11 protein-coding genes are annotated in these 13080 nt (G+C 41.5%); 8 read left to right on the top strand and 3 right to left on the bottom strand.

Features of this window, described 5'->3' with window-relative positions; all coding sequences use genetic code 11:
* Positions 1–6: 6 nt before the first annotated feature.
* The 4 genes from AACU32_RS27930 (at position 7) to AACU32_RS27915 (ending at position 5330) form a co-directional block, all read left to right on the top strand.
* Positions 7–1326 carry a sensor histidine kinase gene (locus AACU32_RS27930; RefSeq protein WP_096604426.1) on the top strand — a complete coding sequence of 440 codons (1320 nt, stop codon included), beginning with the start codon at positions 7–9 and terminating at the stop codon, positions 1324–1326.
* 42 nt (positions 1327–1368) lie between these two features.
* Positions 1369–2040, top strand: coding sequence for a phosphate signaling complex protein PhoU (phoU, locus tag AACU32_RS27925; RefSeq protein WP_096604424.1), 672 nt, complete (start codon positions 1369–1371; stop codon positions 2038–2040).
* Between the two features lie 927 nt (positions 2041–2967).
* A complete protein-coding gene (locus AACU32_RS27920) occupies positions 2968–3573 on the top strand; it encodes a Crp/Fnr family transcriptional regulator (protein ID WP_096604422.1) in 606 nt (201 codons plus the stop codon).
* A gap of 158 nt (positions 3574–3731) precedes the next feature.
* Entirely contained in the window at positions 3732–5330 is a 1599-nt protein-coding gene (locus AACU32_RS27915) for an iron uptake porin (protein ID WP_096604419.1), read from the top strand.
* Between the two features lie 131 nt (positions 5331–5461).
* Here AACU32_RS27915 and AACU32_RS27910 read toward each other — a convergent pair whose 3' ends face one another.
* Positions 5462–5722 carry a hypothetical protein gene (locus tag AACU32_RS27910; protein ID WP_096604416.1) on the bottom strand — a complete coding sequence of 87 codons (261 nt, stop codon included), beginning with the start codon at positions 5720–5722 and terminating at the stop codon, positions 5462–5464.
* A 184-nt stretch (positions 5723–5906) separates the two neighbouring features.
* On the opposite strand from AACU32_RS27910, the gene AACU32_RS27905 reads away from it, so the two are divergent.
* The gene (locus tag AACU32_RS27905; RefSeq protein WP_096604414.1) at positions 5907–6512 is read left to right on the top strand and encodes a DUF3318 domain-containing protein; all 606 of its coding nucleotides are present in this window, start codon (positions 5907–5909) and stop codon (positions 6510–6512) included.
* Positions 6513–6602: 90 nt separating this feature from the next.
* Here the strand turns inward: AACU32_RS27905 and AACU32_RS27900 are convergent, their stop codons facing one another.
* Positions 6603–7877 carry a glycosyltransferase gene (locus AACU32_RS27900; RefSeq protein WP_096608212.1) on the bottom strand — a complete coding sequence of 425 codons (1275 nt, stop codon included), beginning with the start codon at positions 7875–7877 and terminating at the stop codon, positions 6603–6605.
* Positions 7878–8481: 604 nt separating this feature from the next.
* On the opposite strand from AACU32_RS27900, the gene cofH reads away from it, so the two are divergent.
* The 3 genes from cofH to AACU32_RS27885 all read left to right on the top strand — a co-directional run bounded on the left by cofH (position 8482) and on the right by AACU32_RS27885 (position 12042).
* Positions 8482–9615: a 7,8-didemethyl-8-hydroxy-5-deazariboflavin synthase subunit CofH gene (gene cofH, locus AACU32_RS27895; protein ID WP_096604412.1), complete on the top strand. Its 1134-nt coding sequence runs from the start codon at positions 8482–8484 to the stop codon at positions 9613–9615.
* An 88-nt stretch (positions 9616–9703) separates the two neighbouring features.
* Positions 9704–10099, top strand: a complete 396-nt coding sequence (psb27, locus tag AACU32_RS27890; RefSeq protein WP_096604410.1) for a photosystem II protein Psb27 — start codon at positions 9704–9706, stop codon at positions 10097–10099.
* 443 nt (positions 10100–10542) lie between these two features.
* Positions 10543–12042, top strand: a complete 1500-nt coding sequence (locus tag AACU32_RS27885; RefSeq protein WP_096604408.1) for a family 10 glycosylhydrolase — start codon at positions 10543–10545, stop codon at positions 12040–12042.
* Between the two features lie 49 nt (positions 12043–12091).
* On the opposite strand, the gene AACU32_RS27880 is transcribed toward AACU32_RS27885, so the two are convergent.
* Positions 12092–13063 (bottom strand): alpha/beta hydrolase, encoded by a 972-nt coding sequence (locus tag AACU32_RS27880; RefSeq protein WP_096604406.1) that lies wholly within the window; start codon positions 13061–13063, stop codon positions 12092–12094.
* Positions 13064–13080 lie beyond the last annotated feature (17 nt).

Raw genomic sequence — 13080 nt, 5'->3', positions numbered from 1 at the left:
ACTTAAATGTTCGTATTGGGATTTTGTTTGGGTTTAACGTTAGGGATTGGTTTATGGATTTGGCAACAGGTACAACTGGATCTTTACCTGGAGCGAGTATCTAAACCTTTAAATTCTCCATATTCCAAGGTAGCACTGCCGCTGATTCCTAGTCTGCGGCAGGAAATTGCAATTGTGAAGCAGCAGCGACAGGATTTGCAGGAGTCGCTGGAAACATACCAAGAACTGCTGAATGTTGCACCATTGGGATTTTTGCAGGTAGATGAAGAAAATCAATTGCTCTGGTGTAATCAGCAAGCTAAGGAGATATTGTATCTGGAGCGGTGGCAACCAGGACAAGTGCGATTATTACTAGAATTAGTGCGTTCTTATGAACTCGATCGTTTAATTGAGCAAACTCGCGACTGTCAACAACCACGGGTGAAAGAGTGGGTGTTTCACCCCTCTTTTGAGAATGCCACAGCAATGTTAGAAATAAAGTCTCGGGCTATACGCGCCTCTAGCTTTCCTTTACCTAAAGGGCAAGTAGGAGTCTTTTTAGAAAATCGCCAACCCCTGCTAGATATGAATCAAGTAAGAGATCGTTCTTTTTCGGATCTAGCTCACGAACTCAGAACACCGCTGACTTCGATTCGTCTGGTTGTGGAAACTTTACAAAATCGTTTAGAACCGCCTTTAAATCGTTGGGTTAACCGCCTGATGCAAGAAGTGGATCGTTTGATTAACTTAGTACAAGGTTGGTTGGATTTGACTCAAATGGAAACAGATCCAACTATTCAATTGCATCCGGAAGTAGTGGAAGTGCGATCGCTCATTGCATCAGTTTGGGAAACTTTAGAACCATTAGCTCAAAGGCAACATCTCAATCTTAGCTATTTGGGAACAGAATCTGTTTTGATTAAAGCCGATCGCTCCCGCATGTACCAAGTTTTTCTGAACTTGCTAGACAACTGCATCAAATACAGTACTCCAGGTACAACTATTCAAATTCAAGCCAAAGTTGTATCAACAAAAGATAATCAAAAAAGCAATTCTACTTCTTCAACTTTAGAAATCGATATTATTGACTCTGGAGTTGGTTTTTCACAAGCAGATTTACCCCATGTTTTTGAGCGGTTCTACCGGGGAGATAAAGCACGGGCACGTAACCAGGTAGAAGATACTAATTCCACAACTACAATTGTCGGTAGTGGTTTAGGGTTAGCAATAGTCAAACAAATTATTCTCGCCCACGGTGGTTTTATCAAAGCCATGAATCACCCTGAGACTGGTGGTGCATGGATACAATTCCAATTACCGCAAGTCATGGCAAATACCTCCAGCTAAGACTATAGTAAAAAAAATAACTTCAATTTTAAGAAGACAAGTGTGAACGCTGCCCTTGATAGCCCCAATCCCGATCAACCCCACCAGCTAGCACGCGCGATGAGACGCTTAGAGCGGGATGTATTACGCATGGGAGCTTTGGTGGAACAATCGTTTCGTCTCAGCCACCAAGCTTTATTTTCCCGCAATTTAACAGCAGCTGAGGCACTTCCTCAATTAGATAAAAAAATCGATCGCTTTTATAGACAGATAGAGTCAGACTGTACAGCAATCATGACAATTCAAGCTCCTACACCGCAAGATTTGCGGTGCTTGAGTGCTTTTATGCAGCTAGTGCGAGATTTAGAGCGAATTGGGGATTATGCCGAAGATCTTGCAGAAATTGCCATTAAAATCTTTCCTTATCCACCTCATCCATCTTTACCAGAGATTGCAGTTATGTCTCATCATGCTCAAGCTATGTTAGCTACTAGCTTAGTGGCTTTAGCTGATTTGGATGAAGCGGGTGGGCGAAGTATTAAGCATTTAGATGATGCTGTCGATAATGCCTATGAACGTCTCTATCAGACTTTAGCTTTTCAAAAAGATGTTTCCGGCGTGGTGGAACCGATTGTGCTTTTAGCCTTGGCTATTCGTTACCTAGAACGCATGGCAGATCACGCCACTAACATAGGACAAAGAGTAGCATATATTGTTACTGGGCAACATTTCTAATTAAAGCCATTTTTGTAGGGTGGGTACTCCTGAACCTGCGCTTACACCATGATTTTTACATGGTGAGCAGTACCCTAACTATGTTGATTGAGAATGGTGCAAGATATGGGATGAAAAATTAGATTTCACTAAAAGCTTACCTCTTCTTAAACTTTAAACTTTAAATTTCAGTCAATATAAAAAAGTGATACTTCTAACAAAGTCAAAATAATAAGTATCACTTTTTTGATGTCTTGCTGTTTCGGGGAAGGAGTTCAGAAAGATCAATAATTGAGGATTAACTTTTTCAGTATAAAAAGATACGTTTTATTGGAATTAGGCAAACTGACAAATTAGGGGATTATTATATCAGTACAAAGTAATTTTTATTACAAAAATTACTTTGCAATTTAAGCAGGAAAATGTATGGATAATCACAGATTTCTCTGTGAGAAAGTTAAACAATATGTCAAAAGTAATACTATATTTTGTGGTATAAATATCCAGAAATAATTTGGACTGATGCAGACTAATAACAGCAAATTAGGGATGATTTATTTTTTGAGGTTTCCTGGCAAAAAGTAGCTATAAATCCTGAATATAACTAAGTAATGCAAATTTCCTCTGATGTCTGGATTCTATTATTACCTAGTGTCTATATTAAGCATCAGATATTCAAATAGATTTACTTTTTTAGTCCCATGATTTACATCGGAAAATGAAAGGTATTGAGGTATTATAGATATTTCTTATACAAGTAATCAAATATTTCATTTCACTAAAGCAATAAAATTAGAAAAATTTATTAAAATATTTAGAGTCATGATTTAGAATTTCTGTATAAATTTTACAACCGTTGAACCCTATTGATAAATTATCAAATTAATTCAGGATAAATAAATGTTGTTAAAAATGTCAGTATTTCTACTCCATCAAATTTGTATCTGAATGTCTTCCACAAGTTCTACCACACCATCCTCTACTACATTGAATAATTCCATAATAAATGGACAGTTACCTCAAATAATATTTAATCGTGGAGAAGTGATACCACCACGTAATGAAGTACTTTGGCGGATTGAGCGAGGAGCAGTTCGGACTTTAACTTGGAGTGAAGAAGGAACATTTATCACTCTGGGTTATTGGGGACCGGGCGATATAATTGGCTACCCCTTATCTAAAATCAAACCCTATCAAATTGAAGCTTTAACAAGCGTCGAAGTCAGTGTTGTGCCACCGCATCTTTGGTATCAAGACATCAACGCTTTATTATCTCATATTCAACAAGCCGAGGAACTATTAAGTATAGTACATCGTAAACCTATGTCACTACGCTTGTGGCATTTTTTATTGTGGTTAAGTGACAAATTTGGTTGTGAAGTAGAACAGGGCAAATTGCTTGATCTGAATGTTACTCATCAGGAAATAGCAGAAGTTTTAAATACTACAAGGGTAACGATAACGCGACTGTTACAGCAATTTGAAGAGTCAGGAAAGATTTTGCGCCAAAAAAGACGAATGATTCTTTGCTTACCTAATAAAATTATCAAATAATAGGGTAAGATAATGTTGCTTTACTTGTGAAAAGTACCAAGTAACTTTGGTAAAATCATGAGAAGCTTAATGTAAGTAAATTCCCTAATAAAAGAAAATCTTTTAGGTAAAATTTACTTAGGAGTTAATGAGTTTAGGTGTGTGTGAGAGTAAAACTAATGAAAAAAGCATTTTGGGAGCTGGTAAAGATTGGCCCATTGGTTGTTGCTGCTACATTTTTGGCAGCTAACAGCACCTTGGCTGCTGAAGCCAATGAACAGGTAACTGGTGTTAGCCAGTTGGCGCAAGACTCTAGCAGCATGGAACAAGTGACATCCGTTTCCCAATTTTCGGATGTACAGCCTACAGATTGGGCATTTCAAGCTTTACAATCACTGGTTGAGCGCTATGGCTGTATTGCAGGTTATCCCAACGGTACTTATCGCGGTAACCGTGCTTTAACTCGTTATGAGTTTGCTGCTGGGTTGAATGCTTGTTTAGATAGAGTTAACGAACTGATTGCTACAGCTACTGCTGATTTAGTAACTAAGCAAGACCTAGCTACTCTACAGCGTTTACAAGAAGAATTTTCGGCTGAATTAGCTACCCTGCGCGGTCGTGTTGATTCCTTAGAAGCACGTACTGCTGAATTAGAAGCGAATCAATTCTCCACTACTACCAAGCTAGTTGGAGAAGCGATTTTTAACGCTTCTCAGGCTTTTGGTGACAACAAAGTAGTCCCTCCTGGTTCTCCAGCTACAGACTTGGATTCTAACACCACCTTCTCTGATCGCGTTCGTTTAAATTTGTACAGCAGCTTTACTGGTAAAGACCAGTTGCAAATCCGGTTGCAGGCAGCAAATATTATTTCAAATGCTGGTGTCACTGGTACAAACATGACCCGCTTGGCCTATGATGGCGGCAGCAATAACAGCGTTGAAATCGATAAAATCAATTATGCTTTCAACCTCAGTGATGCCATCCGTGTCAAGGTTGATGCTAATAATGCTGAGTTATTTGAAAACGTCAATAACTTCAACCCAGACTTTGCTAGTTCTGGTAAGGGTGCAATATCCCGCTACGGACGTTTCAGCCCCATTTATCGCCAAGGTGCTGGTGGTGCTGGTCTGACTGTCACCTTCAATCCTCAGAAAAGTCCTATCAGTTTTAGTGCAGCTTACCTAGCCCGGAATGCTAGCAATCCTAATGCTAATAACGGGGTGTTGGAAGGTGAAAGTACCATATTTGGACAGCTAACTTTCCAACCTAGCAAAGCCTTCAACGTCGGTTTTAGCTACGCCCGCACTTATCAACCCAGTCCCAGCCTCTTCCAAAATACAGGTAGCGCATTTGCTAATAACCCCTTTGGCGCTAACACTCGGACTGAATCCGACAATTATGGTATTCAAGCTACCTTCCAACCCAGTTCTAAGTTAGCTCTGAGTGGTTGGGTGGGCTACACTACAGCTGATGCTGTCACTGGCCCTAGTAGAAGTGCTGATATTTGGTATTGGGCTGCTTCACTCGGTGTTAGAGACTTGGGAGCCAAAGGTAATGTTTTAGGTCTTCTGTTTGGACAACCACCCAAAGTCACCGGTGGTAGTGGTGGTATTACCGAAGAATCCGGCACATCCTATCATCTAGAGGGTCTATATAAGGTGAGGGTTTCTGATAATATTCAAGTCACCCCTGGTTTGATAGTGATATTCAATCCTGAGAACAACGACAATAACAACAATATTTACGTAGGTACTCTCCGTACTACCTTCAGTTTCTAACGGCGGTAATGGGTTGTTAAGTTCGGGGTCAAGGGCGGGGAAACCCCGCCCCTACAGTCGCATTTTTTTAATTGGTATAATTATCAAAATTTAACCCGCCTAGAGGTGGGTTTTTGTTTGGGTAAAAATAGTTACAAGGGTTTAATATCTTGTTGATTAGATAAATCTGTTGGTGGGCGATCGCTACTCCAAGCCCACCATGCAAAACTACAGTGACAATTGTAGAATTCTTGCCATTTGCGGCGACGGTCTTCTGTGATCACAGGCGATCGCCTATTGAGCCAAACTTCTATAGCTTCTCGGCTACTGGCGTTGCAGTTAGGACAGCAAAACTGATAAGCATGAATTGCTTTATTTGTCCATTCAGGCGGAGTGGGAGCAAAAGCGTCCATGTATCTGAGAAGTTATGACAAAACAAAGGTTAGCATAAAAAGTGATTTTTTTGTCATTTGTCATTGGTCATTGGTCAATAGTCATTTGTCTCCCTTCCCTTGTCTCCCTTCCCTCATCTCCCTCATCTGCCTATTTCCAGTGATAATCAGATAACTAGAACTTAAGTGACTATGCATTGATTTTATGGAGCCTAACGTTGAAATTCGCCGTTTACTAGATGTTATGCCTGCTTCTGGACGTATGATCACAAAAATCGTCAGCAAGCCAGAACAGCCAAAGGTGATTGACGCTTCTTTCCCGCTTCCTTGGAACCAAGAGAGACCGATATATATTAATTTTGATTTATGGTTTCGTCTGTCGAAATCACAAAGAGATTTATTACTGTTACAAAGGGTTAGCTGGTTAACAGGGGTGAAGTGGTTCAAACCAGATATTTATCAAGGCATAGTATTAGTAGGACTGTTGGGTGGATTAGTCGAATCAACCCAGTCAGATGTAGTCGGTGTAGCGATCGCTTTAGGATTAAGTGCGATCGCCTGCTTTCGCCTCTGGCGTAATAATCAATCAAAAGAGCTAGAATTAAATGCTGATGCAGCGGCAATTCGCATTGCAGGGCGGCGAGGTTACTCCGAAGCTGAAGCCGCACAACATTTGTTATCTGCAATTGAAGCTATAGCCAAAATTGAGGGACGGACTGGGTTAAATTTTAGCGAGTTGATTCGTTGCCAAAACTTAAGGGCGATCGCTGGTTTGTCTCCTGTGGGTATACCGGAAAGTTATATAAAGTAGGAGAAAGTTGGAATTTTATTGTGATGATGACTGAAACTATTGCCAAAAAGTAATTACGAATTACGAATTACGAATTACGAATTACCCTAGCTATTTCACATCAGTTACTCGCCAGCTAAGTTTTAAGTTCACCCAGAAATTCCAGATGGTAGCAACTGCGATCGCAATCAGGTTAGCTATGTAGCGGTTGGGAATGATAAAATTAAATACTAGGTTCAAAATCAGTACATTTAATATCAATCCAGCCAGACAAATTAAATTGAATTTCCAAAAGCGCTTCCAGCGGTGATGCCATTCCTGCTGTTTCATGGTGACATCAGCAAAAGTCCAAGCGTCATTCCATAAGAAATTATTGAAAATAGCAATTTCACCGGCAATAATTTTACTACGCGTCAAAGGCAAAGCTAGGGTTGTGGGGTCGCTGAGTAAATAAAGCACTGCCATATCTACAAATACCCCACTTAGTCCTACCAATCCAAAACGGAGGAATCTCCCAATCGGGAAACCAATGTTTTGACTCAATTGTTCTAATTGTCCTGTGGCTTGGCTAACTCGTCGCCAACCGCCTGTAGTCAGCCGCAACCTTAGGAGGTGGTGGAGATAATCTACATATTGTTTCCATGTCACCTTGCTTTCGCCTTCTTTGCGTTCGCAGAACACATAGCCGACTTCAGCAATTTCATCTACCTCTCCCCGCCCAATTACTTCTAGGAGAATTTTGTATCCTACTGGATTAAGTATTGCCCCGGCGATCGCATTTCGCCGTACCATAAAATAACCGCTCATGGGGTCAGAAACTCTCCCCAGTACGCCTGGTAGGATAACCAATCCCAAAACTTGCGCCCCACGGGACAGGAAACGCCTGACAATACTCCAACTACTGACACCACCGCCTTCAACGTTACGGCTAGCTACTGCTAAATCTGCACCCTGTTGGATTTGGGCTAACAATTGCGTCAATACTTCTGGCGGATGCTGTAAGTCTCCGTCAATGACTCCTAGGATACGCCCTCTGGCTACTTGCCATCCCCGAATCACCGCTGAGGATAGCCCTCGTTCCTGTTGTCGCCGCATTACCTGCAATTGCGGGTATCTCTCTGTCAGGGATTGTGCTACTTCCCAAGTGCGATCGGGACTATCATCATCTACCACAATCAGTTCATACTGTCCAGGAATAGACTCATCTAACAACAGACTCAAGATTTTGACAACATTGTTAATATTGTCGCGTTCTTTGTAAGTTGGAATTACTAGGGAAAGTAGAATCACTTCCCTAGTTGTAGCTGTAATCTGAGGAGGCAATGCCGGAATTTGTAATTTACCAGTTGGTACTGATAATAATGACTTGGGTTGGTGGTGAATCATTAGAGCAAAATCCAGTTCGTCATCAATTATATCAGTTGATTTCGTCACACATCTCATGACTACTGTTTTGGCTAGCTAATTTTCAACCAGAATTTAGGCATTGGAGTTTTACACCTAAAGAGAGCTTGAACAGTATGTTTTTTAGATGTTTCTGTAACTCTTCTGATGTATAAAACAAAAATATCTTATTTTTCTTGTTTACAATCACCAATTTTGTCAGAGCGTTACTTAGTGGCAAATTAGTTGTAATTTTTAGCTATTTGGGGAAATTCTTTCGACGTTTATGATGTATATTTGCCATTTTTAATGGTGCTTGCAGAACGCCCGTTATTTCAATAAATTATTGCATATCCCAGTAAATAAATTAAGAGATATTACCTGCTCACTAGCTGAGAGGAAAACTATCTCAAGATAGATATATAAAAAATTAATTTTTGTAAAAAATACATATATAGCAATGCTAAATAATTCGTTAACAACAATATCCCCGACTTTAAAGAATTCGGGAATCTGAAGTAATAGTACTGCTAGAGTTTGTTCATATTATCACTATTCAGGATTCCTGACAAAATGGAAGGAGTAACTTGGTTTTCACTAACGCCCTGTGAAGTATAAAACTGTTGATGATATTCTTGACCGTGCCTTGCTGGGATACGATATATCCCCAGCAGAGGGAGTGGTATTGTTAAAACAAACAAATCCAGAAGCGATCGCACTCATTCAAACCACAGCTGATAAACTCCGCCATCTTCAAGCCGGTGATTTGGTTACCTACGTAATCAATCGCAATATTAATTTTACTAACATCTGTGAGCAGCACTGTAGTTTTTGTGCTTTCCGTCGCGATGATGGCGATGATGGTGCTTACTGGTTAGATTGGACACAAATTATCGAGAAAACTACAGATGGGGTGCAGCGGGGTGCAACGGAAATCTGTATGCAAGGGGGATTGAACCCACAAGCCCAGATAAATGGTAAATCGCTGCCTTATTATCTCAAGCTGGTGGAAACTATTAAGCAGGAATTTCCTCAGCTACATTTGCACGCTTTCTCACCTCAGGAAGTGCAATTTATCGCCAGACTGGATGGGCTTGATTACGCTGATGTGATTGCGGCTTTGCGCGATGCTGGTGTAGGCTCAATGCCAGGAACAGCCGCCGAGGTGTTGGATGATGAAGTTAGGCGCGTATTGTGTCCAGAGAAAATTGATACAGCAACTTGGTTAGAAATTGTCAGTACAGCCCATCGATTGGGACTACACACTACCAGCACCATGCTTTCAGGACATATCGAAAGTCCAGAACAGCAAATCGGACATTTAGAGAAATTGCGATCGCTGCAAATGACTGCGATCAACAACGGTTATCCAGCAAAAATTACTGAGTTTATTTTATTACCTTTTGTCGGGCAGGAAGCACCCAAACCCTTACGTCGGCGCGTGGGACGCGATCAACCGATTTTAAGTGATAGCTTACTACTGATGGCTGTAGCGCGGATTTATTTGGGAAATTGGATTCCCAATCATCAGCCAAGTTGGGTCAAGCTGGGGTTAGATGGGGCTACAGAAGCTTTAGTTTGGGGTTGCAACGATATTGGCGGCACATTGATGGAAGAACACATTACCACAATGGCAGGTGCGTTAGGCGGTACATCGATGGAACCAGAAACTTTACAAAAGGCGATCGCTTCTTTAGGAAGACCTTACCAACAAAGAGACACTCTCTATCAAAAACTTTGAATTCATCCTTCATCCTTCCTCATGATCCCCCGGATACCAATCCAAGATACTATGGACGTTGATTTATGCGTTATTTCAGTACATGCTTATGAAGCGCTATTGGTCGCGTCTGCTTGCCCTGGTTTTAGTTGTATCCATCAGCTTAATGGGCTGTTCTAGTCCTGATAGTTTGACAGGGGATTATCGTCAAGACACCTTAGCGGTCGTCCAAACTTTGAGAAACGTCTTAGAGTTATCAGATGATTCACCAAATAAAGCAGCAGTTCAAGCAGAAGCGCGTCAAAAAATAAATGACTTTTCAGCACGCTACCAGCGAGCTAACTCTGTTTCTGGTCTTAGCTCCTTTACTACCATGCGAACAGCCTTAAATTCCCTAGCAGGACACTACAGTTCTTACCCCAATCGTCCTGTACCCGAAAAACTCAAAAATCGCCTAGAACAGGAGTTCAATCAGGTAGAGGCGGCGCTGAGACGCGGTGGTTAACTGTCAATGAAGCAAGGTCAAGAGTCTCAATCAAATTGGGACTCTTGACAGCTTTGTTAAGTTTAATTGATTCAAGTAAACAGGTTTTAAATTTTGAGTTGTGATTTACATATTATTATGTCGGATATTATCATTGACGACAAAGCAAATAACCAAAAATTGGAGAATTACCTGAGTCTCTTTTAAAACTTAACTTAGTAACAAAATCCGGCAACAGAAATAGGGGTTTGAGAGTCTAGAAAAAATAGGCTTCAAAGCCCCTATTTTCTTAATAGATAATTTGACTTACATCAATCCCAGTCTATGTAATTGGAGGTTGATGGTCAGACTACTCGTAAAACTGCTTTTGGCAAAAAATTGGCAAAGAGCAATAAAAGAAAGATGATTGATCTACCCCTTGCCGAACTTTTACGAGAAGTCTACTTTTCCTGCTACCTTGAAGTATGTTTAACCTTCCCTTGAACGTTACGAAATCAAAGTTATTTGCCCGTCGCCTATTAGCTGCCGTTTTCAGTAGTAGTTTATTGATTCCCAATTTTGGGATTCAACCAGTCCAGGCGCAAGTCCAAGAATATTGCCAGTTATCGCCAAAAGTAGTCAAAGAGAAAGAGACTTTACGTCTTACAGCACTTCGAGGAAATCCAGAAGCCAAAACACGCTACCAGCAGATATTAAAACAACATGCACAGGAAATGCAGGCTTGTCGTAATCGCACCTGGCCGCAAAACCAAGCCATTTGGCTGCGTTTGTATCCTTGTGACGCTCAACCTGGTTTACTCGATCAAATAATGGATCGGATGGTCAACCTTGGCTACAACCAAGTAAACTTGGAAGTTTTTTATGATGGGCGGGTACTTTTGCCAGCAGCAACTAACCCGACAATTTGGCCTTCTGTGATTAATAACCCAGGTGCAGAAAAGGTAGATTTACTGGCGGCTGCTATTCAAAAAGGGCGACAACGGGGTTTAAAAGTTTACGCTTGGATGTATACGATTAATTTTGGCTATAGCTATGCGTTGCGTCGAGATCGAGATGAGGCGATCGCCCGTAATGGCAAAGGTCAAACTAGCTTATATGTTGTAGATGTAGGCACCCATGTATTTATCGACCCCTACAACGTACAGGCAAAACGCGACTACTACATAATGGTGCAGGAGGTACTGCGCCGTCGCCCAGATGGAATTTTATTTGACTATGTGCGCTATCCCAGACAATCAGGAAGTGATTCTATCGCCACCAAAGTTACAGATTTATGGTTATTTAGTTCCGCAACTCAACAAGCTTTATTTCGACGGGCACAAAATAATAAAGGGTTAGATTTAATTCGCCGCTTTTTGAGTAAAGGATATATCACCGCTGCTGATGTCGCAGAAGTCGATCAACTTTATCCCCAAGAAGCAGAAGCTTTGTGGCAAGGTCGAACTGTATCGACAGCGCAAAAATCCCTGATCAATCCCGCACAAAAACAACCGCTGTTACAATGGGATTTGTGGCAACTTGCTGTCGCCCACGCTATGCAAGGTATCTTAGATTTTGTCGCCTTAGCCAGTCATCCAGCCCAACAATTAAATATTCCTGCTGGGGTGGTATTTTTCCCGGAAGGGAACCAAACTGTGGGACAAGGGTATGATTCGCGCTTACAACCTTGGGATCGGTTTCCTAGTTCCTTGCAATGGAATCCGATGGCTTATGCTACTTGTGGTGATGTCAGTTGTATTATAGCGCAAGTACAACGGGTTTTGAGTATGGCTAAACCAGGTACACAAGTGTTTCCCGCCTTAGCAGGTAAATGGGGCAGCTCAATTAGTAATCGTCCATCCTTGGAAGCCCAAATGCAAGCACTCCGCCAATTTGCCCCCCAAATCAAAGGAGTGAGCCATTTTGCTTATTCTTGGCAATTCCCTGAAAATGATGGCGATCGCAAATTTTGTCGCGCTCAGTAATTTAAAATACTATGTTGGGCTAAATACATCCCAGCCCAACAGAAAATTCTCAATTACGCCAATCACCCAATTGAGTAGTGAGAAAATAGCGTACATGGTCAACAAATCCAGGCCCCCACTGTCTAGTTCCATGTCCCATCCCCGGAACGACATAACAAGCACCATCAGGAAATTTTTGGGCACAAGCACGGGTATCGCGAATGCGGACAATTGGATCGTTAGCACCCACTAAAAAGCGCACCCGACGCGGTAGCTGCACTTGGTCTACATAATTCATGGGATTGCAGTCCCATGCATATTCATCGTGATATTTGAGATTTTTGGCTAACTGTAAAAGCTTAACTACAGGCTGTAAATCAGGCTGTACTCTTTGCAACACTGCTGCTGTTAATCCACCTAAAGGCGAAGCTGCCAAATCTGGTAACAATCCATAACCCCAACTGTTAGCAAAAGACTGGAGATTAGTATGACCAATAGCGCCCAGTAACCTATCCCCCAAACCTTGCGCTGTAAAGGCGTAGCCAGATAGCAAAACTCCCATACTCACCCCAAACAAAGCCAGTCTGGAATCACTCAGACCATAGCGATCGCTACAAAAATTTCTGATGCTAGCAATATTACTAGCAGTATTGCGGAATATACTTAATAGCAATGCCGTATCAAAGGCAATACCTTGGTTAATTAATGGCTGAATCTCATTCTGAACTACCGCTGTGAAGGTACGCACTAAGCTCCGTTCACCTGCCAAAGGCGTATCAAATAAAGCTACAGCAATACCCATCTGCGTCAGTGTTGGAACAAGAAAAGCATTCCAACCATAAGGCGCACTCATCCCTTGTAAACCAATGACTAGGGGTGTGTCTTGTGGTGGTCGATTTTGTGGTAAAAACACAGCTACGGGAAAGCCGCTTAAACGTTCGTCAACTTCATTTATACCAGTATAAGGATAAGGCTCATCGAACCAATAGCGATCGCCATTCACACCGTCAAAATTAATTGTATCTGGCCCGTAAATCTGCATATTAGCTAGCTGGCTTC

This window comes from Calothrix sp. NIES-2100, assembly GCF_963875285.1.
In the GTDB taxonomy this organism is placed as follows: domain Bacteria; phylum Cyanobacteriota; class Cyanobacteriia; order Cyanobacteriales; family Nostocaceae; genus Aulosira.
This window is presented reverse-complemented; position numbering and strand designations above follow the sequence as displayed.

Coding starts and splice junctions, on each gene's coding strand:
- AACU32_RS27885 (WP_096604408.1), top strand. CDS start 10,543: ATGTTTAACCTTCCCTTGAACGTTACGAAATCAAAGTTATTTGCCCGT.
- AACU32_RS27905 (WP_096604414.1), top strand. CDS start 5,907: ATGGAGCCTAACGTTGAAATTCGCCGTTTACTAGATGTTATGCCTGCT.
- AACU32_RS27880 (WP_096604406.1), bottom strand. CDS start 13,063: ATGCAGATTTACGGGCCAGATACAATTAATTTTGACGGTGTGAATGGC.
- AACU32_RS27930 (WP_096604426.1), top strand. CDS start 7: ATGTTCGTATTGGGATTTTGTTTGGGTTTAACGTTAGGGATTGGTTTA.
- AACU32_RS27915 (WP_096604419.1), top strand. CDS start 3,732: ATGAAAAAAGCATTTTGGGAGCTGGTAAAGATTGGCCCATTGGTTGTT.
- AACU32_RS27900 (WP_096608212.1), bottom strand. CDS start 7,877: ATGATTCACCACCAACCCAAGTCATTATTATCAGTACCAACTGGTAAA.
- psb27 (WP_096604410.1), top strand. CDS start 9,704: ATGAAGCGCTATTGGTCGCGTCTGCTTGCCCTGGTTTTAGTTGTATCC.
- AACU32_RS27920 (WP_096604422.1), top strand. CDS start 2,968: ATGTCTTCCACAAGTTCTACCACACCATCCTCTACTACATTGAATAAT.
- AACU32_RS27910 (WP_096604416.1), bottom strand. CDS start 5,722: ATGGACGCTTTTGCTCCCACTCCGCCTGAATGGACAAATAAAGCAATT.